General features: G+C 51.0%; 16 protein-coding genes, 2 tRNA genes, 1 pseudogene and 1 riboswitch. Of the genes and pseudogenes, 12 read left to right on the top strand and 7 right to left on the bottom strand.

The genetic code is table 11. The annotated features are described in order from the left end of the window. The first annotated feature begins 3 nt into the window (after nt 1-3). Nucleotides 4-1,260, top strand: a complete 1,257-nt coding sequence (gene purD, locus BN6471_RS09910) for a phosphoribosylamine--glycine ligase (RefSeq protein WP_066648409.1) — start codon at nt 4-6, stop codon at nt 1,258-1,260. Nucleotides 1,261-1,310: 50 nt separating this feature from the next. Here purD and BN6471_RS09905 read toward each other — a convergent pair whose 3' ends face one another. From BN6471_RS09905 to BN6471_RS09890, 5 genes and pseudogenes are all read right to left on the bottom strand, one after another. Further along, nucleotides 1,311-2,687, bottom strand: coding sequence for an NAD(P)/FAD-dependent oxidoreductase (locus tag BN6471_RS09905; RefSeq protein WP_074025774.1), 1,377 nt, complete (start codon nt 2,685-2,687; stop codon nt 1,311-1,313). Between the two features lie 16 nt (nt 2,688-2,703). Further along, on the bottom strand, nt 2,704-3,144 hold the full coding sequence (locus tag BN6471_RS13325; protein ID WP_407919474.1) for an ACT domain-containing protein: 441 nt from the start codon (nt 3,142-3,144) through the stop codon (nt 2,704-2,706). 12 nt (nt 3,145-3,156) lie between these two features. After that, nucleotides 3,157-3,915, bottom strand: a pseudogene (gene dapB, locus BN6471_RS13320) (4-hydroxy-tetrahydrodipicolinate reductase); the annotation flags it as partial. 18 nt (nt 3,916-3,933) lie between these two features. After that, nucleotides 3,934-4,815 (bottom strand): 4-hydroxy-tetrahydrodipicolinate synthase, encoded by an 882-nt coding sequence (gene dapA, locus BN6471_RS09895; RefSeq protein ID WP_066648404.1) that lies wholly within the window; start codon nt 4,813-4,815, stop codon nt 3,934-3,936. A gap of 19 nt (nt 4,816-4,834) precedes the next feature. After that, nucleotides 4,835-5,845, bottom strand: a complete 1,011-nt coding sequence (locus BN6471_RS09890) for an aspartate-semialdehyde dehydrogenase (RefSeq protein ID WP_066648401.1) — start codon at nt 5,843-5,845, stop codon at nt 4,835-4,837. A gap of 133 nt (nt 5,846-5,978) precedes the next feature. Beyond that, nucleotides 5,979-6,162: riboswitch (Lysine riboswitch) on the bottom strand. A gap of 148 nt (nt 6,163-6,310) precedes the next feature. On the opposite strand from BN6471_RS09890, the gene BN6471_RS09885 reads away from it, so the two are divergent. The 6 genes from BN6471_RS09885 to BN6471_RS09860 are packed head-to-tail and all read left to right on the top strand — an operon-like array spanning nt 6,311 to nt 12,567. Next, the gene (locus tag BN6471_RS09885) at nt 6,311-7,456 is read left to right on the top strand and encodes a M20 metallopeptidase family protein (RefSeq protein ID WP_066650050.1); all 1,146 of its coding nucleotides are present in this window, start codon (nt 6,311-6,313) and stop codon (nt 7,454-7,456) included. Further along, nucleotides 7,449-8,213 (top strand): class I SAM-dependent DNA methyltransferase, encoded by a 765-nt coding sequence (locus tag BN6471_RS09880; RefSeq protein WP_082903431.1) that lies wholly within the window; start codon nt 7,449-7,451, stop codon nt 8,211-8,213. The genes BN6471_RS09885 and BN6471_RS09880 overlap by 8 nt, the downstream gene beginning before the upstream one ends. After that, entirely contained in the window at nt 8,206-9,087 is an 882-nt protein-coding gene (gene hslO, locus BN6471_RS09875) for an Hsp33 family molecular chaperone HslO (protein ID WP_066648399.1), read from the top strand. Before BN6471_RS09880 ends, hslO begins: the two co-directional genes overlap by 8 nt. A gap of 2 nt (nt 9,088-9,089) precedes the next feature. After that, nucleotides 9,090-10,784: a tetratricopeptide repeat protein gene (locus tag BN6471_RS09870; RefSeq protein ID WP_066648397.1), complete on the top strand. Its 1,695-nt coding sequence runs from the start codon at nt 9,090-9,092 to the stop codon at nt 10,782-10,784. Beyond that, a complete protein-coding gene (locus BN6471_RS09865) occupies nt 10,781-11,452 on the top strand; it encodes an HD domain-containing protein (RefSeq protein WP_066648394.1) in 672 nt (223 codons plus the stop codon). Before BN6471_RS09870 ends, BN6471_RS09865 begins: the two co-directional genes overlap by 4 nt. Next, nucleotides 11,449-12,567: a THUMP domain-containing class I SAM-dependent RNA methyltransferase gene (locus BN6471_RS09860; protein ID WP_074025773.1), complete on the top strand. Its 1,119-nt coding sequence runs from the start codon at nt 11,449-11,451 to the stop codon at nt 12,565-12,567. The genes BN6471_RS09865 and BN6471_RS09860 overlap by 4 nt, the downstream gene beginning before the upstream one ends. Before the next feature lie 91 nt (nt 12,568-12,658). On the opposite strand, the gene BN6471_RS09855 is transcribed toward BN6471_RS09860, so the two are convergent. Next, nucleotides 12,659-12,735: transfer RNA gene (locus BN6471_RS09855), tRNA-Pro, on the bottom strand. 3 nt (nt 12,736-12,738) lie between these two features. Beyond that, nucleotides 12,739-12,814: transfer RNA gene (locus BN6471_RS09850), tRNA-Thr, on the bottom strand. 297 nt (nt 12,815-13,111) lie between these two features. On the opposite strand from BN6471_RS09850, the gene BN6471_RS09845 reads away from it, so the two are divergent. The 5 genes from BN6471_RS09845 to BN6471_RS09825 all read left to right on the top strand — a co-directional run bounded on the left by BN6471_RS09845 (nt 13,112) and on the right by BN6471_RS09825 (nt 19,388). After that, nucleotides 13,112-13,954 carry a DUF1002 domain-containing protein gene (locus tag BN6471_RS09845; protein WP_066648391.1) on the top strand — a complete coding sequence of 281 codons (843 nt, stop codon included), beginning with the start codon at nt 13,112-13,114 and terminating at the stop codon, nt 13,952-13,954. Between the two features lie 153 nt (nt 13,955-14,107). Next, nucleotides 14,108-14,983, top strand: a complete 876-nt coding sequence (locus BN6471_RS09840; protein ID WP_066648389.1) for a cation diffusion facilitator family transporter — start codon at nt 14,108-14,110, stop codon at nt 14,981-14,983. 18 nt (nt 14,984-15,001) lie between these two features. Next, the gene (locus tag BN6471_RS09835) at nt 15,002-17,206 is read left to right on the top strand and encodes a heavy metal translocating P-type ATPase (protein WP_074025772.1); all 2,205 of its coding nucleotides are present in this window, start codon (nt 15,002-15,004) and stop codon (nt 17,204-17,206) included. A gap of 224 nt (nt 17,207-17,430) precedes the next feature. Beyond that, nucleotides 17,431-18,063, top strand: coding sequence for a corrinoid protein (locus BN6471_RS09830; RefSeq protein ID WP_066648386.1), 633 nt, complete (start codon nt 17,431-17,433; stop codon nt 18,061-18,063). Between the two features lie 62 nt (nt 18,064-18,125). Further along, nucleotides 18,126-19,388, top strand: coding sequence for an ASKHA domain-containing protein (locus BN6471_RS09825; RefSeq protein ID WP_066648384.1), 1,263 nt, complete (start codon nt 18,126-18,128; stop codon nt 19,386-19,388). The last annotated feature ends 1 nt before the right edge of the window (nt 19,389 follow it).

The raw sequence follows: 19,389 nt of genomic DNA, 5'->3' as shown, positions 1-19,389 counted from the left end.
GTCATGTATAAGATATTGGTAGTAGGCGGCGGCGGCCGTGAACACGCGATTTTATGGAAGTTGAAGCAGGGGAGCCGGGAAGTGGAGCTTTTCTGCGCGCCGGGAAACGGCGGAACGGCACAGCTTGCGGAAAATGTGCCTATCAAAGCGGACGACGTAGAGGGGATTGTCGACTGGGCAAAGCAAAACGGTATGGACATGGTGTTTGTCGCACCGGACGACCCGCTTGCGCTCGGCATGGTCGACGCGCTGCAGGAGGCTGGAATCCGCACATTTGGGCCGACAAAGGCGGCGGCGGAGATCGAATGGTCAAAATCTTACTCCAAATGGCTGATGAAAAAATATGGCATCCCGACCGCGGAATTCGAGGTGTTTGACGAAGCCGACCAGGCGATCGGTTATTTGAAAACGGCGAAATACCCGATCGTGGTCAAAGCGGACGGCCTAGCACTGGGGAAGGGCGTACTGATCTGTGAAGATTTTGAACAGGCAAAACAGGCGGTCAGTGATATCATGCTGGATAAAAAATTCGGCAATGCGGGGGCGCGTGTCGTGATCGAGGAGTTTATGACAGGCCCGGAAGTCTCGGTACTGACGTTTTGCGATGGCAAAACGATCGTGCCGATGCTGCCGGCGCAGGATCATAAACGTGCGTACGATAACGATGAAGGGCTGAACACCGGCGGCATGGGTACCTTTGCGCCGACGCTGAAGTTCACAAAGGAAATGCAGGAATATGCCCAAAAGGAAATATTTGAAAAAACGGTACAGGCTTTAAACGCCGAGGGCCGCATATTTAAGGGCGTTATCTTCTTTGGGCTGATGCTCACGCCGGACGGTGTCAAGGTGCTGGAATATAACGCGCGGCTGGGCGACCCGGAAACACAGTCTGTGTTCATGCTGCTGAATTCGGATCTTCTCGAGGTGATTGACGCGGTGATCGACGGTACCCTCGACCGGATGACCCTTGACTGGAAAGACGGAAGCGCGGTCTGCGTGGTCATGGCCTCTGGCGGATACCCGCAAAAATATGAAAACGGGAAACTGATCGAGGGGCTGGACAGTATAGAGGACGGGGTTGTCGTTTTCCATGCGGGGACAAGGAAAGAAGGCGGCAAATGCTACACCAACGGCGGCCGCGTGCTGGGCGTAACGGCGACAGGAAAAGACATCGCGGATGCACGGAAGAAGGCATATGCCAACATCGAAACAATCAACTTTGAAGACGCGCAATACAGAACGGATATCGGTATTAAGTAAAGGAAATGAAAAGCGCCTGCAAAAGCAGGCGCTTTTTGCTTTTTGTAAAATCAGGAACGTCCCAGGATCTTATCGGCGACATACAGGCCGTTTGCGGCAGCCTGTGAAAGGGAACGGGTAAAACCCGCGCCGTCGCCGGTCGCATAGATCCTGTCGAAACCATCCAGTTCAAAATCCTTGGCGTATGGCCGTGCAGAATAATATTTGCACTCGATCCCATACAGCAGCGTATCGTAATTGGCTGTTCCGGGGGCCACCTTATCGAGTGCATAAAGCGTTTCGATGATATTATCGAGCTGGCGTTTGGGCAGGCAAAGGCTCAAGTCGCCCGGCACCGCTTTCAGTGTGGGACGTGTCGTCGACTGGGCAAGGCGTTTTGCATCTGTCCTGCGCCCGGCGAGCAGGTCGCCGAAGCGCTGTACCAGTACACTGTCGCCGCTGATCAGGTTTGCAAGGCTCGCGACGTGGCGGGCATATTCAATGGGCTCCTTAAACGGCTCGGTAAAACGGATCGTCGTCAGGAGCGCAAAGTTGGAATTGTTGGTTTTCCGCGATTTATCACGGTAGGAATGCCCGTTGACCGTGAGCACGCCGTTGGTGTTTTCAGTGACGACGCTGCCTTTTTCATTGAAGCAGAACATTCGCGTCGTATCGCCGTATGCTTTGCTGCGGAACCAGATCTTAGGTTCGTAAATGTGGCGGGAAAAGTGTTCCCAGACGCTGGAGGGGAGCTCTACACGCACGCCGATATCCACCTGGTTATTCGTCAGCCCGACCTTGTTCTTTTTGCACCAGGCGGCAAAAAATTGGCTGCCTACACGCCCTACGGCAAAAATGATATCCTTCGCCTGGAATTCAAGGGATTCCTTTTTGGACTGCGCATATACGGTATGCGAGGATGCATCGACATCGGTTACCTTCGTATCTGTGTAAATATCGCACCTTTTTGCGATATGCTCGATCATTTTGCGCATCGTATCAAAGTTTTCATCCGTACCCAGGTGCTTTAGCTGTGCCTGGGACATGTGAAGGTCGTACTTCAAGCATTCGGATTTCAAATCGTTGTTGGGCATGAAACGCTCGGTTGTCGCCCCAAACGAAACGAGGAGCTGATCCGCCTGCTCGATATAATCAATGACTGTTTCAGGCTCCAAAAAGTCAGTAAGCCAGCCGCCGTATTCTGTGGAAATGACATATTTGCCATCGGAAAAGGCGCCGGCACCCGCCATGCCTTCCATGATAGCGCAGGAAGCGCACTTGATGCAGTGATCCGCCGTTTTTTTGATGATCGGGCAGATACGTTTGGAAATCGTGTGGCCTTTTTCCAGCAGGGCCACTTTGAGGGCAGGATTTTTTTCGGTGAGCCGATATGCGGACATGATCCCGCTGATCCCGCCACCGATGATAATAACATCGTATTTTTTCAATGGGAATACCTCGTATTTATAGTTTGAAAGCTTCTGTAATAGCTTTTACAGCCTTTGTCGTATCATCCTTGCCGATACAGAAAGAAATTTTCGTAGCGGAAGCAGAGAAGAGATAGGTCTTGATCTGCTCTGACGACAGGGCCTTAAAGAGCTTGGCGGTTACATTGGAATGTGTAAGCATACTGCGGCCTTCCAGCGTGAACTTTGTCAGGCCATGCTCCGCGTTTGCCTTGACGTCCTTTAAAGTCTTGAGGATGGAAAGCGCACGCTGCAACTCTTCCGCGGCCACACAGAAGGAAAGCGCCAGGGTATCGTCCGTAAGGAAACACTGCTGGACAAGGTCAATTTCGACATTCCCTTTGGAAAGTGCGTCAAAAATGGCGGACAATGAAGAAGGGGAACCAGGCGTACAGTTTACGCACAAAACAGCGGTGTTTTCTTCTGTATACAAACTCATGGTCGCGCCGACTTCGGATATGATATCAAACATCGAATAAAGACCCGCAGGCTTGCCCGAAAGGAATTTTGCGGCACGGATCGCGCCTTCCGCAAATATATTCCGGGAAAGGGCGGTGTGGTGCACCTCGATGATCTCGTCGTTGCCGATGAACAGCACGTCGTGCTGGCCGACGATCGTACCGCCGCGCACCGCATGGATGCCGATTTCTTTTTGCTCGCGTTTCGCACGCACCTTCGGCGTGCGGCCATAGATGTATTCCTTCGTATTCATAAAAGCGGTATTGATGTAATCCGCGATCGCGAGAGCGGTACCGCTGGGCGCATCGACCTTTTGGTTGTGGTGCTTTTCGACGATCTCGATATCAAAATCATTCCCCAGGAATTCCGCCGCTTTTTTTGCGAGCTCCATCTGGAGGTTGACCCCCAGCGACATATTCGCGGAAAAGAACACGGGGATATGTCCCGCGTATTTGACGATCATCATTTTATCGTTGGCACTGTAGCCTGTCGTGGCCAGAACGCAGGCGGCATTTTTTTCCTGTGCAAACGTAAGCAGGCCGCTTAAGGCGTCCGGGCGCGAAAAGTCGATGATCACGTCAACCGATTCGATGACATGCGTAAAATCCTCATAAACGGGGAAGGGATTTTCGTGTACACGCGGCATTTTGTCAACGCCTGCGACAACGACCATGTCCTCCGTCTGGCCAATATACGATACGAGCGTTTGCCCAAGGCGGCCGTTAACGCCGCTCAATAATACTTTAATCATGTTATGTTACCGCCTTTATCAGAGGAGACCGTATTTTTGCATACACGCCCTGAGCGCATCCGCGTTTGCCTGCGACATTTCTGTTAGTGGAAGGCGCAGCGGCCCCATCTCAAAGCCCATCAGCCGCATAGCCGTTTTAACGGGGATGGGGTTGACTTCCATAAACATCGCATTTGCCAAAGGATTGAGCGCAAGCTGCATTTCACATGCGGCAGCTACATCGCCCTCCAGATAGCGCATGACCATGTTGTGCATATACTTGGGCATAATGTTTGCAACAACGGAAATGACGCCCATCCCCCCTAAGGAGAGCAGGGGGACGACATGGTCGTCGTTGCCGCTGTAAAGCGAGGCCTTGCCGTTTGTGACACGGGCCACTTCGACGATCTGTGAAATATTGCCGCTCGCCTCCTTGATCCCGGCGATCCTGTCGTGGCAGCACAGCTCCTGGTATACAGCCGGGCAAATATTTACGCCTGTCCGGCCGGGGACATTGTACAGGATGATGGGAAGCTCGGTACTGTCCGCGACTGCGTTGAAATGCGCGATCAGGCCTGCGTTGCTGCACTTGTTGTAATAAGGCGTCACGGCGAGGAGCGCGTCCGCGCCAAGATCCTGCGCCATTTTTGCGCTGGCGACCACATGCGCGGTATTGTTGCCGCCCACGCCCGCAATCACAGGGATCCGTCCAGCCGTCTTTTCTACGGAGAATTTGATCACATCATGCTGCTCTTCCATCGTCATGGTGGAAGGTTCGCCCGTCGTACCGCATATGAGAAGGGCATCGGTTCCGTTGCTGATCTGGAATTCGATCAGGCGCTCCAGTTCGCTGAAATTGACGCCGCTGTCTGTAAAGGGGGTAGACAGCGCTACGGCGGATCCTTTAAAAATCGTAGCCATAATAACTCCTGTTTTTTATTTATTTTTGCATATCCATCCAAACCTGTGCGATCTGGACAGCGTTCGTTGCCGCGCCCTTGCGGATGTTGTCCGCAACGACCCACAGGTTCACGCCCGAATCAACGGAACGATCCCTGCGAATACGGCCTACATATACTTCATCTTTGCCGGCGATATCAAGCGGCATCGGATATACGCCTTTGCTTTCGCCCTGGACTACTTTATCCATCAGGACAATGCCGGGGAAATCCGCCAGCGTCTTTTTCAGGTCGTCCAAATCATAATCCTTCTCGAATTCCACGTTGATGGATTCGCTGTGCCCATGGAAAACCGGGACGCGAACTGTCGTAGCCGTGATACGCATAGCATCGTTATGAAGAATCTTGCGCGTTTCGTTGACCATTTTCAATTCTTCCTTCGTATAATCATCCTCATCAAAGACATCGATCTGCGGCAGACAGTTTCCAAAGATAGGGAAAGGAAACTTTTTGGGCGCATCGCCGTTGATGCCGTTTTCAAGGTCGCTGTAGCCGCCCATCCCGGCGCCCGACACTGCCTGGTACGTGGAATATACCACGCGCTTGATTTTATACTTATCATCGAGGGGCTTTAAAGCAACCATTGCCTGGATCGTGGAGCAGTTGGGGTTGGCAATGATGCCATTGTGCCACTCGATATCCTCAGGGTTTACCTCCGGCACGACGAGCGGGACTTTAGGATCCATACGCCATGCGCTGGAATTATCAATGACAAGCGCACCTGCTTTAACGGCACATGGCGCAAATTTTTCGCTCGTTCCGCCGCCTGCGGAGAAGAGGGCGATATCAATATCCTTGCCGTCGAAGCACGTTTCCGTGAGTTCCTCGATCGTATATTCTTTTCCCATAAAGTCAACCTTTTTGCCGGCGCTCCTCGCGCTTGCGAAAAGATAATAGTTTTCCACGGGAAGCTTGCGTTCCTCCAGTACCTGCAGGAACTTCCTTCCGACCATACCCGTTGCGCCTACGACGGCAACATTAAACTTCTTCATACGTTTCTCCATTCCCGTACGGGATTTATGCCCATACAATATTTAAATTTCCAGCGGGAAAACCCGCGTAAGCTCTTTGTAAAAAAAGAACGGCGCACTTCGCGCGCCGCAATCGAAATCTTTGCCTTGATTCAGTAGCAGCAGCGCAACACCACGAAAGCGGTGACAGTGATACAGCTGTTGACTGTATCCCCAGATGTAAGCGTACGGCACAACTTACTCTTCGGCGTTACGCCCTTTCTCACAAAATGCAACCGCCTCGCCGAAAGGCTCGATCATTTTGGATACTGATGCTATAACGCTCCTCTGTCTGTTCTGTAATATTATACATCATGGGGAAGAATGTGTAAATAGTTTATCCGTGAAATACTTGCGAAAGAGGCCCGGACAATGTATTATCATAATAGTAATTTTATTATAAACGGAACTGCTTATCTTTGGTAGGCATATGCGAGGTTGGATAGTGTGGAAATAAGGCATGAAGTAAAAGAGTGCTTGGACGAGCTGGTAAAATTGCGCCGTGACCTGCACCGGATCCCGGAATATTCGTTTGATACCTTTAAAACGTCGCAATATGTGACGGCGTATTTGAAGCGGCTGGGGCCGGATCAATTGACCCCTGTCGCAGGTACGGGAGTCAAGGCTGTTTTTATGGCCCGAAATCCGCAAAAGACGGTCGCGATCCGCGCGGATATCGACGGGCTGCGGGTGCCGGAGCATACTGGGCTTGCCTTTGCTTCCACGCATGAGAATATGATGCATGCGTGCGGGCATGACGGGCATATGGCGATCGCGCTCCTTTGCGCCAAACTCATCAGCAGGGCAAAAGACCGTATCAAGAATAACTATGTTTTCCTGTTCCAGCCGGCAGAGGAGACCGTCGGCGGGGCACAGCCGATGATCGAAGAAGGCGCGCTGGAAAACCCTAAAGTGGACGAAATATACGGAATCCATCTATGGCCGGACGTGCCGTTGGGCAGCGTGGGAATGAAGCCGGGGCCGGTCATGGCGCAAATGTGCGATTTCAATATTGATCTTGTGGGGAAAAGCGCGCATGGGGCAAAACCGCAGGCGGGGAAAGACGCACTTGTGGCGGCGGCGCAGTTGATCAGTGCAGTGCAGGCGATCGTTTCGCGCAGCATAGACCCATACGAAACGGCAGTCCTCACGATCGGACGTATGGAGGCCGGGCAGACGCGCAACGTGATTTGTGAAAAGGCGCACTTGGAAGGGACGATGCGCGCATTTGAACCATATGTAATAGACCTTATCAAACGCAGGCTGCATGAAATATTGGAAGGGCTGCATACGATGTATGGGATAGAATATACTTATTTTGAACCGATGGGATACCCGGCGGTCATCAATGATGAAAGCCTGTATGAGCAGGCGCGAAAACGGTTCCGTGCAGGGGAAACAATGCGGGTGAAGCCGTATATGATGGCAGAGGATTTTTCCAATTACCAGCAGAAGATTCCGGGGCTTTACTCGTTTATCGGCGTCGGTGAAGGTGAAGATACGCCGCCGCTGCACTCCGGCTGTTTTGATTTTAACCAACAGGCATTGTTAAATGGTGTAGAATATTTTTTGAGGGTAACGGATTTTGAGTAATCAGTTCCAGGCACTGGCAAGCGTTTATGATGAACTGATGTATGACGCCGGCTATGGCGAATGGGCGGCATATATATTGGATCTTTTGCAGAAAGCAGGTGTGGAGCCGGGCGGCAGCATACTTGAGTATGCATGCGGCACGGGCAATATCACGCTGCCGCTTGCAAAAAGCGGCTATCGGATGACGGCAATGGACATATCCGAGGAAATGCTCTTTGCGGCACAGGAAAAAACGCGTCAAAACGCGCTTCATGTGACATATGCCGCAGGGGATATGTGCGATTTCGCAGTCAATAAACCTGTGGATGCGGCTGTTTGCGCATGCGACGGCGTAAATTATGTGCTGGATGATGAGCGGTTGAAGGCGTTTTTGGGGCAGGCATACCGGAATTTGAAGCCGGGCGGCCTCTTGTTGTTTGATTTGAGCTCTGCCTATAAGCTGGAGCATGTGCTGGGGAATGAGTTTTACTTTGACGACGGCGACGGGCAAACGTATTTCTGGCAGAACGCGTACGACGAAGAAAAGAAACTGCTGGAAATGGATATCACCCTGTTTGTAGCAGAGGAAGGCCTGTACAGGAGGTTTGACGAACGCCACACGCAGCGTGCGTGGACGCAGGAAGAAATAGGGCAGGCGCTTGACGGGGCAGGGTTTGAAAAAATACGCGCATACTCGTTCTTGTCGGACGGGCCGGCGCGGGAATGTGACGAGAGAATACAGTTCCAGGCAACCAGAAAGGAATTAAGGGATGAGTGATATTTTAGTACGGGCCATGATCAACGGCGAGCTTGCGGTTTGTGCATGCAACCTGTCCGAAATGGTGGAGGAAGCAAGGGTGACCCATGATACGCTGCCGGTCGGCACGATCATTTTAGGCAGGACGATTGCGGCGGGAACGATGATGGCCTCGATGCTGAAAAGCAAAAATGACAAGCTTACGTTGATGCTCAACGGAGGCGGCCCGGCCGGGTCGATCATCGCGGTCGGGGACGCGCAGCTGCATATGAAGGCATATATTGCCAATCCCAAAGTGAATACGCCGCCGAATGACAAAGGCGGCTTCAATATCGCCGATGCGGTCGGAAAAGATGGCTTCGTCACTGTGGTCAAGGATTTAGGGCTCAAGGAGCCTTATATTGGAAAAACACCCATCGTAAGCGGTGAGATCGGGGAAGACGTTGCGAATTACCTGCTGACGTCCGAGCAGCAGCCTTCGATCGTCTATGTCAATACGTGGCTGGAAACGGATATGAGTGTGGTAAACGCGGGTGGGATCATCTTAAGGCCTATGCCCGGCTGCAGCGAGGAAACGCTGGAGGCGATCGAGCAAAGGGTGCCGGAGATTTCAAATTTTGCGATGTACATGTTTGCTGACACGACTGAAAACGTCTTGAAAAAAATATTTGACGGCCTTGCGCTGGATATCCTCGATACGCAAAAACCGCTGCTGCAGTGCGACTGTTCCAAAGAACGTTTGGAGCAGGTAGTGGTTTCGCTGGGGAGAAAAGAAATACAGGATATGATCGACAAGGATGATGGCGCGGAGATCGTATGCCGGTTTTGCAACAAGAAATATTGGTTTGATGCGCAGAAACTGGCTGATCTTCTAAAACAGGCAACAAAGGAATAGGAATGGGAAACGCAAAAATACTGGAATTTAACAGGCCGGCTGAATTTTATTCGCGGACGGCACAAAAAATGACGGAGTCCTCAAATTATCTGGGGGCGCTGTCCATGATGCGCCATGCGCTTGAAAAGGACAAGGACAATGCGGAATATACGATGCAGATGGCGGAGATACTGACAGGCCTCGGAAAATATGAAGAATCGAACAGCCTGCTGTTTGATTTGCTGCTCCACTCCGATGATTTGCGCAACGAGTGCTTTTTTGGGATGGGATGTAACTTTATCGGCTTGAATGATTTTGAAAAAGCGCAGGAAAGCTTTGAAAAGTATATGGATGAAGAACCATATGGGGAGTTTTCAGAGGAAGTCGAGGACTTCCTGATGCTGTTTGACGACGCGATGGAGTATGAGGATCAGTTTTTGGAGGACGCACAGGATCGCGAATATCAAAAGCTGGCGCAGCAAGGGAAACATTTGCTGGATAACGGGGACTACCAGGAGGCGGTCAATGTCCTTTGTAAGATCGATACCAATAATCCGGAATTATTATTTGCCAAGAACAATTTGGCCCTTTCATACTATTGCATCAAGGAATTGGATAAAGCGATCGAATCGGCCAAAAGCGTGCTGTCGGTGGATGAAAATAATATCCATGCCAATTGCAGCATGGCGATCTTCCTCATGGAAAAAGGAGAGAAAGCCCAAGCGGAGAAATATTTGAACAATGCGCAAAGCCAGCCTTTGGAGGCGCAGGATGATATCTTTAAGGTGGCGATCACCCTGTGTGAGTTAAAGCGGCACGAGGAAGCGCTGCAATACCTGGGGAATTTTTTACTGACCAGCCCTTATGATGAAAAGGCGTTGTTTTTCGCAGCCATAGCTTCCTACAATTTAAGGCGCTATACGGATGCGGTAAAATACCTGTCGGATATTGCAAAGCTCGACCCGAACGACAGCATTGCTTCCTATTATGTCAGCCATGTCAAAGCTGTGATGAAGGATGAGACGATGTTTGCGGAGCTGGGGTATATCTACCAAGTGCCGCCCAAGGAAGCGCGCAACCGAATGAAATACCTAAACGATTGCATCAAGCTGCCGGATCACGTTTTTCGTGATATGTGGGAATCTGACAGGAAGCTTGAGGACGTAATATTGTGGGGTCTTGAGTATGGCGACCTTTTCATCAAGCGCGCGGTCGCAGAGATCATTGGCGGATTCGGCGGGGAAAAGTCCGAGCGCATACTGCGGCGCTATATCCTGCGCAGGAACCAGCCCGATGAAGTCAAAAATGATATTTTTGTCATTTTGAAACGCATGGAGGCGGCGGAACCATATGTGGCCTATTTCAACGGCGGGATCGTGGAAGTGAAAGTGGGCATGCTGGACGCCGAGCCGGAATCGGACTACAAAAAGCTGTTCGACCTGCTGGTCAGCAAGGTAAAAGAGCATTATTCGGAGCGGATGGCGGGCAAGGCGGCCAGCCTCTTAAAAAAATACAAGGACATGGGGCAGGGCGGCAAATATATACCGGAAACCAATGAATTTGCCGCTGCCATTACGTTTGTGACCTTGTACTTCAGCGAGATGACGCATGAACCGTCGACGGTGGCCAAAATTTTTAACGCAGACGTAGAAAAAATGTCCGGGATGGTGATGGATATTATCAATGCCTTGGATAAAGATGGGGAAGAGGAAGAATGATTACATTTGAAGATATCAAAAACAATGAAAAAATCCGTATGATGGTGGAAAAAGCAAACAGTAACTTGGAAACGCTGGGGTATACGGATCACGGCCCGCGCCACGTGGGTTATGTCAGCCGGATCGCAGGAGAGATCCTTGAAAAACTTGGGTACGGCGAGCGGGAGATCGAGCTTGCGAAAATAGCCGGCTGGACGCACGACGTTGGCAATATGATCAACAGGAAATACCATCCGCTCACGGGGGCAACGCTGTTGTTCGACGAATTGCAGGGTATTGGCATGGATTTTAACGATGTTTGCGATATTTGTACCGCGGTGGGGGCGCACGACGAAGAAACGGGAGCGCCCGTTAGTTCCGTTTCCGCAGCGCTGATCATTGCGGACAAGGTAGACGCATATAAAAAGCGTGTCCAGAAAGCCGACCCCAACGATATCCACGACAGGGTCAACCTTTCGATTTACGAAACGGACGTCAGGGTATCGCAGGAAAAAAACCAGATCACCTTTGAACTGAAGATGAAGGAACACGCTACGCCTATGGAATTTTTGCAGATCTACCTGAAACGTATGCAGATGTGTGAGGACAGCGCCAAATTTCTGGGCTGTACCTTTAAGCTGGTGATCAACGGGCTCGTGATGAATAAAGTCGGGGGACACCAGTCGTGAAATACCGGTGTTATGCGTCCTGTGCGTTTGGTATGGAAGGGATCCTTGCAAACGAGCTGCGGGACTCTGGATTTGAAAATGTATGCGCGCAGGATGCGCGCGTTTATTTTGATGCGGATATACAGGGAATTGCGCGGGCGAATGTATTCCTGCGGACAGCTGACCGGGTCTATTGGGTGTTGAAAGAATTCAAAGCGCTTTCTTTTGAGCAGTTGTTTGAAGGGGTCGCCAGCATCCCGTTTGGAGATATCCTGCCCTCGGATGCGCGTTTCCCGGTGGATGGCAATGCGGTACACTCGGCCCTGGGCAGCGTTTCGGACGTACAATCCGTTGCCAAAAAGGCTGTCGTGAGGGCCATGCAGCGCGTATACAAACAGGAACGTTTCCCGGAAAACGGGAATGTGTTCAACCTGTACATCAACATCTTAAAGGATAGGGTGACGGTGGCCCTGAATACCAGCGGGGCAGGGCTCAACCGGCGCGGATACAGGCTGAAGAACGCACAGGCGCCGTTAAAGGAAACATTGGCGGCATCGCTGATCATGATATCGAAATGGCGGACGAGGGATTTTTATGATCCCCTGTGCGGCAGCGGCACGATCGCGATCGAGGCGGCGATGATGGCCAGCCACATGGCCCCGGGTATCAAACGCAGGTTCGATGCACAGAGTTATGATAATGAATTTAAAAAAGCGTTCCAGTTGGAACGGGAACATGCGAAAAGCCTTGTCATCCCGCCGCAGATGCAGGTGTTTGCCAGCGATATCGATCGCAAAAGCCTGGATCTTGCGCGTGAGCATGCGCACAATATGGATGTTGCACAGTGGATCCGTTTTGACCGCAGGGATGTGCGTGATTTTGTGCAGCCGAACCGCCCGGCTTCGGTGATCACTAATCCTCCGTATGCGGTGCGGATGGGGGAGGCAAAGGAAGTAGCCGCCCTGTACCGCGATATGGGTAAGGCGCTGTTGCCGCTTGAAGACACACTGGTTTTTGTGATTACGGCAGATGAACAGTTTGAGACCAAATATGGTGCCAAAGCGGACAAACGTCGCAAGCTGTACAATGGAAATTTGAAATGCACCTATTACCAATATTTCAGGAAACACAGGTGACGGCGGGTAAGACGGCGCTTTGAGGCTGTATGCCATACTTTTTTGTACCATAAACAAAAAACCTGACAACCATAAGGTTATCAGGTTTTTTTGGTCGGGGTGACAGGATTTGAACCTGCGACCTCTTCGTCCCGAACGAAGCGCGCTACCAAACTGCGCTACACCCCGACTTGGAGCCAACGAGCGGATTCGAACCGCTGACCTGCGCATTACGAATGCGCTGCTCTACCAGCTGAGCCACGTTGGCACTCCATGTGCTGACTTATAATATTTTATCAGATTTCAAATAAAAATCAACTGTTTTATGAAAAAATGTTTTTTGAAGTTTTTGGGAACTTTTTTTTCGCCTGCTGCGTCTAAAAATATGAAAGAATCTTAACAATTCTTTAATAAGCGGTTTTTATCGCTTTGCAAAATTGCGCTGCAAAGCCTGTAATGATATAATATTTGGAAAGAGAAAGATATTACAAAGCTGAAAAATTTCCGGGACGATCCGGGGGTTGGGAATAAAGATGAAAAAACTGCAAATAGGAAGGTATTTGAAATGTTTAAAAAAATTATTCTGATTGTTTTAACCGTGGCACTGTCGGTGGGGATGCTGGTGGTACCTGCTTTCGCAGCAGATAAGGAAGCGCGCGTTGTGATCGGCGCGGACAATACGGAATCGCAGATTGCGGACGTGTACAGCTTTTTCAACATCAACCGCGGCGACGTCAAGGAGCTGCAGGTTACAAACAGCGAGGAAAGAAATTATTTGAGCGGGATCGCGCCGGATGAAAAAATCGGCAATGTGGCCCTTTCGTGTGTCTATATTGAGCCCAACGACGGCGGTGGGATCGATATGAGCATCAACAACATCAACTGGGTAACGGAGAAAATGTACCAGTCGGCGCTTGCGACCGCGGGTATCACGGATGCAAGGGTCAAGATATCCGCTTACAAGCCGGTTTCCGGTACCGGGGCGCTTGCCGGTATCTATAAGGCATATGAGGACATGACGGGAAAACAGCTTGACGAAACGGCAAAGAGCACGGCAGTGGAAGAGCTGGTTGTAACGGGCGAGCTGCAGGACGCGCTGGGGGATGTGTCTTCGGATATTATCAACGACCTGAAAGGAAAGCTCAGCGAAACCAAAAATATGACGGACGACGAGATCGTCCAATTGATCAAGGACACGGCCGACAAGTATGAGGTAACCTTGACAGAAGACCAGATCCAGCAGATCTTAGAGCTGGTCAAAAAGTTCAATGAACTGAACATCGACCCGGATACGTTCCTGAACCTGTTCCAGGCAAAGCAAGGCGTGGAGGGTTTCTTTGAAAGCGTGGGGGACTTCTTCAAGGGGATCGGCGATTTCTTTGTCAGCTTATTTGGCGGCGGGAATTAAGCAATAGGAAAACCAAAGAGACTGCTGCTTTTGCGGCAGTCTCTTTTTTTTGCCCGGATGAGTATGTTATAATGTGTAGGAACGGATAACGCGCTTTCCGGCGGTTAGGAAAAGCGGAAAACGGGTTATCAATAATAAAGGGGTAATCAGGCGTTGGAAGATCGTTTCTCGGCTGGAAAAAAGGTCGCGGCACTGGGGATCGCGGTCAATATATTGTTATTGATATTCAAACTGGCAGCCGGGTATGCAGCGGGAAGTCAGGCTATGATTGCGGACGGCTTCAATAGCCTGGGGGATGTATTTGCCTCGGCTGTTACGATGTTTGGAAGTTTGTATGCCGCCAAACCAAAAGATGCGGATCATGTTTGGGGGCATGGAAAAGCGGAATATATCGCTTCCATGATCATTGGCTTCTCCATGATCGCAATGGCTATTTATACGATCAGCGGCTCGGCCGATTCCCTGATCCAGCAGTCCGCTTTGGAGTTTTCCTGGTGGCTCGTTGGGGTTGCCGCCGTGACGATCGGTGCAAAGGCCTGCCTGTATGTATTTTGCAATAAAAAGAGCAGGCAGTATAAGAGCGTGCTGATCAAGGCGAATGCACAGGATCACAGGAACGATGTGTTCGTAACGTCAGGAACGCTGCTTGCGATCTTTTTGAGCTTGCTGGGACTGCACTGGGTCGACGGCGTGATCGGTATCGCCATTTCCTGCTGGATCATCTACAGTGGACTGCTGATCATAAAGGATTCAGCCGGCGTACTGATGGATACGGGCAGCGATGCCAAGACGCTGGAGGAATATAAGGATGAGATATTGAAGATCGGCGGGATCGACCATATCGACAGTGTCAGCACAAAACCGGTCGGTGCGAAGATCATCCTGATCGTGAAGGTATCTGTCGACAAAAATATGACGGTTATAGAAAGCCATAAAATAGCAAAAGCAATAGAGCTCGAAATGATGCGTGACAGGCCGGAGATCGACGACGTGATCGTACATATCAATCCGGATTTGCCGCACCTTTAAGAGGGGAGTTTGGACAAAATGCAAAAAGAAATTGTGTTGAATATCAAGGGCATGAATTGCGCGGCTTGCTCCGCTTCGGTGGAAGGCGCGCTTTCTCGCGTAGAGGGCGTGATTTACGCGAGCGTCAACCTGGCGGCGAATAGTGCGGTCGTTGTTTCAGAGGAGGGCGTTACAGAGCAGGAGCTGATCACGGCGGTGGAAAAAGCCGGATTTGGCGCTTCCGTTGCCAAGGATGGGCAAATGGTCACGCAGGACGAGCACCGCTTCCATAAGTGGGAGATCATTTTAGCGATCGTTTGCGGAGTGGTCGTTATGTATATCGGCATGGGCGCGCACTGGAACTGGCCTTTGCCGTCTGTGGTTTCCCCGGACATCCAGCCGCTCAATTATGCGCTGATCCAGCTGATCATTACGATCCCGGTCATCTTTGCGGGAAGAAGCTTTTTTACAAACGGGATGAAAGCACTTACAAAAGGACATCCGACTATGGATACGCTTGTAATGCTGGGTACGGGAAGCGCCCTTGTATACAGCATTGTGATGACATGCTTTATCCCCACCGACGCGCACGCAGTACACAGTTTATACTTTGAGAGTGCGGCAGTAGTCGTTGCCCTGGTGCTTCTTGGAAAATACCTGGAGGAGAGCAGCAAGAACCGTGCCAAAAGTGCGATCTCCAATCTTGCCAGCCTTGTGCCGCAGGATGCCGTAATCATAAAAGACGGACGGGAACAAAAGATAAAGGCCGGCGATGTGAAAAAGGGCGATATCGTGCTCGTAAGCATTGGACAGCGTATCCCGGTGGACGGGGTTGTGAAGGAAGGGCAGGCCAGTGTGGACGAATCTACCCTGACGGGGGAGAGCCTGCCTGTTTATAAGGGGGAAGGATCCAAAGTATCGGGCGGTACGCTGGTTTCGGACGGCGTATTGCACGTCGAGGCGACAAATGTCGGAAGCAATACGGCGATTTCACAGGTGGTCAAGCTCGTCGTGCAGGCACAGCAGAAGAAAGCGAAGATATCACGTCTGGCAGACAAGATATCGGCAGTCTTTGTCCCTGCGGTGACAGCGATCGCAATTATTTCCGCGGTGATCTGGGCGATCGCAGGACAGGACGCTAATTTTGTGGTAAATATATTTGTTTCGGTATTGGTCGTCGCTTGTCCATGTGCTTTGGGGCTGGCGACCCCCATTGCAGTCATGGTGGGGACTGGCCGCGGCGCGCAAATGGGTATTTTGTTCCGTGGCGGGGATGTCGTGGAAACGACGGGAGCTGTGAACACGGTACTGCTGGATAAGACGGGGACAATCACCAAAGGACAACTGCATGTTACCAACGTCGTTGCGGAAAACGGGGATGAGGATACATTGGTACGCCTTGCCGCTTCCGCGGAATACGGCGCGACGCATCCGATCGCCAAAGCAATCATCGATTATGCGAAATTCATGGATATCGAACCGCGGAAACCGGAAAACATCAAAAATGTTGCGGGGCGTGGTGTGATCGCGCAGATCAAGCAGGGCGAGATCGTGATCGGTACGAAGGAATTCATGGACTTGCAGGGGATCCCCACAGAGGAATCCCGCACGCCGGGGACTACGCGCGTATATGTGGCTTTCAATGGGGCCATGCTGGGCGTGATCGCGTTGGCGGATGAGATCAAGGAGGATGCCGCCAATACGGTCAAGATGTTGCACCAGGCCGGGATCGAAACGGTGATGATCACGGGTGACAATGAAAAAGCAGCCCAGCTGATCGCGATACAGGCCGGGATCGACCGGTTTGTGGCGAATGTATTGCCGGAGGACAAGGCGGCAGAGGTGCAAAAGGTAAAAGACAGTGGGAAAAAAGTTGCCTTTGTAGGCGACGGCATCAACGATGCGCCCGCCCTTGCAACGGCTGACGTAGGCATTTCAGTATTTGGGGGTACGGATGTGGCGGCGGATTCCTCCGGGATCATATTGATGAAGGACGATACGGACAGCATCGCGCAGAGCATCCTGCTCTCACGCCGGATCATGCGGACGATCAAGCAGAACCTGTTCTGGGCCTTTATCTACAACGTGATCGGTATCCCGATTGCTGCGGGTGTTTGGTTCGCTTTTGGAGGGCCGACGCTCACGCCGATGTTTGCGGGGCTTGCCATGGCATTTTCCTCCGTATGCGTCGTTCTTAATTCGCTGCGGCTGTCGGTTTATAAGAAAAAAAAATCTGCTGAATGATCAGCAGATTTTTTCGGAAGTATCATTATATATTTAAACGCCGGAGGCGATTGTTTTTTCCCGCTTTTTGTTTATGCTTTGATTTTACAGAGAGAATTTTAACCCTCTGTGAATGATTTATGAATATTAAATGAATAATGAAAAAGACAAAAGCGGTTCGGTATGTTATAATAATCCATGCATGATACATGATAAAAAATACGCAGGAGGAACAACGCAACGTTATGAGCGTATATGATGATTTGAGCCTTTATGTGCAGCAGGGTCGTGTCAATAATATCAAAGAAATTATTGCGGCGGAGCTTGAAAAGGGCAGTAATCCCAAGGATCTGCTGCAAAACGGGCTTCTTGCCGGGATGTCGGTTGTCGGGGATAAATTCAAGAATAACCAGGTATTCGTACCGGAGGTCTTGATCGCCGCACGTGCGATGCAAGCGGGCATCGATGCGCTGGCGGTGGCGCTTGCGTCGGAAAAGATGGAAAGCAAGGGCAAGATCGTACTGGGAACCGTGAAAGGCGATTTGCACGATATTGGAAAAAACCTGGTGAAGATCATGATGGAAAGCAAGGGGCTGGAAGTCATAGACCTGGGCGTGGATGTATCTGCGGAGAAGTTTGTGGAAACTGCGATCAGCAATGATGCGCAGGTGATCGCTTGTTCCGCGCTGCTGACAACAACGATGTCGGTTATGAAGCAAGTCGTGGAGCTTTTGGAAGAAAAGGGACTGCATGGCCAGATCAAGGTCATGGTAGGCGGTGCGCCGGTGACCGAAGATTTTAAATGCAAGATCGGAGCCGACTATTATACTGCCGACGCCTCCAGTGCAAGCGACGTTGCTTTGTCGATTTACCAGTAAAATGAGTCGAAATTTGGAAAGCTGCCCTTAAGCGGGGCGGCTTTTCTTTTCAGGAGAAACAAATGTCGGGAATCATGACACAGGGCATTTTGCCCAGAGTAGTGAGCGATAAGACAGGATATGGCGTCGCAGTGGATATCGGTACTACGACGATCGCGGCTTATCTTTACGATATGGGCGCTAACAAGCGCCTTGCCGTAGAGAGCCGTATGAACGCCCAAAGCCGTTATGGCGCCGATGTGATCTCACGTATCCAGTATTGCGGCGAGCACAAAAAAGGTTTGCAGACGCTTCGGCAGGCAGTCATATCGGAGCTCAATGATATGATCCGAACGATGTGCGGCCTTGCGGAGATACCGGAAGATGATATTATCTACGGCGTTGTCACCGGCAATACGACGATGCTGCATTTGTTGTCGGGCTTGTCGCCGGAATCTATGGGCGTCCTTCCTTTCAAACCCCTGTCTGTCTTTGGGAATACCGTACCAATGGCCGGGCTCGGTTTGCATGCTGCAAAAGGAGCCATGTGCTACCTGCCGCCGTGTATGTCTGCCTTTGTGGGAGGGGATATTTCCTGCGCACTTTTGCCGGCGGGCTTCCTGGAAGGGCAGGACATCTGCCTGCTCATGGATATTGGCACCAATGGCGAGCTTGTGCTGGGAAACAAGGATTTCGTGTACAGCACCTCTACAGCCGCCGGGCCGGCGTTTGAGGGAGCGCATATCACATGCGGTATGGCAGGCGTCAAAGGAGCTGTGAACCGCGTATATGAGGAAGATGGGCAGTTGAAAACAGAGGTGGTCGGCAATACAGGCGCAAACGGGATTTGCGGCTCGGGCCTGCTGGATGCGATCGCGGTATTAAGGCGCAATGCCGTTATTGACGAGACTGGACGCATCACAGAGGTACATAAAGAATGGCAGCGTATGTTTGAGGGGCAGGAGGCCGTGCAAATAACAGATAAGGTCTTTCTCACGCAACAGGATATCAGGGAAGTGCAAATGGCGAAAGCGGCAATTGTTGCAGGAATAAGGGCTTTGTTGAAAAGTGCGAAGCTTACATGTACTGACGTAAAAAAGGTCTTTTTGGCAGGAGGGTTTGGGAATTATATGGATCAGCAAAGCGCCAGAGAGATCGGGCTTCTCCCATCAGGGTTCACAGAAGTGATCGGTTTGGGCAATGCCGCAGGCTCCGGGGCAATCATGACGCTTTTGAACGACTGTTACCGCAATGAGATGCAGGGTTTTTGCAGAAGGGCGCGGCACATTGAATTGGGGCATAACCCATATTTTATGGAAAAGTATATGGAAGAGATGTATTTTTGAT

This window comes from Christensenella timonensis (assembly GCF_900087015.1).
GTDB lineage: Bacteria > Bacillota > Clostridia > Christensenellales > Christensenellaceae > Christensenella > Christensenella timonensis.
The sequence above is the reverse complement of the archived record's forward strand: the minus strand, read 5'-3'. Positions and strand labels throughout refer to the sequence as shown.

What these genes read in the sequence shown, in the direction of transcription:
- purD (WP_066648409.1), top strand. Translation starts at nt 4, where the DNA reads ATGTATAAGATATTGGTAGTAGGCGGCGGCGGCCGTGAACACGCGATT.
- BN6471_RS13325 (WP_407919474.1), bottom strand. Translation starts at nt 3,144, where the DNA reads ATGAGTTTGTATACAGAAGAAAACACCGCTGTTTTGTGCGTAAACTGT.
- dapA (WP_066648404.1), bottom strand. Translation starts at nt 4,815, where the DNA reads ATGGCTACGATTTTTAAAGGATCCGCCGTAGCGCTGTCTACCCCCTTT.
- BN6471_RS09890 (WP_066648401.1), bottom strand. Translation starts at nt 5,845, where the DNA reads ATGAAGAAGTTTAATGTTGCCGTCGTAGGCGCAACGGGTATGGTCGGA.
- hslO (WP_066648399.1), top strand. Translation starts at nt 8,206, where the DNA reads ATGAGTGATATTTTAGTACGGGCCATGATCAACGGCGAGCTTGCGGTT.
- BN6471_RS09870 (WP_066648397.1), top strand. Translation starts at nt 9,090, where the DNA reads ATGGGAAACGCAAAAATACTGGAATTTAACAGGCCGGCTGAATTTTAT.
- BN6471_RS09865 (WP_066648394.1), top strand. Translation starts at nt 10,781, where the DNA reads ATGATTACATTTGAAGATATCAAAAACAATGAAAAAATCCGTATGATG.
- BN6471_RS09845 (WP_066648391.1), top strand. Translation starts at nt 13,112, where the DNA reads ATGTTTAAAAAAATTATTCTGATTGTTTTAACCGTGGCACTGTCGGTG.
- BN6471_RS09835 (WP_074025772.1), top strand. Translation starts at nt 15,002, where the DNA reads ATGCAAAAAGAAATTGTGTTGAATATCAAGGGCATGAATTGCGCGGCT.
- BN6471_RS09830 (WP_066648386.1), top strand. Translation starts at nt 17,431, where the DNA reads ATGAGCGTATATGATGATTTGAGCCTTTATGTGCAGCAGGGTCGTGTC.
- BN6471_RS09825 (WP_066648384.1), top strand. Translation starts at nt 18,126, where the DNA reads ATGTCGGGAATCATGACACAGGGCATTTTGCCCAGAGTAGTGAGCGAT.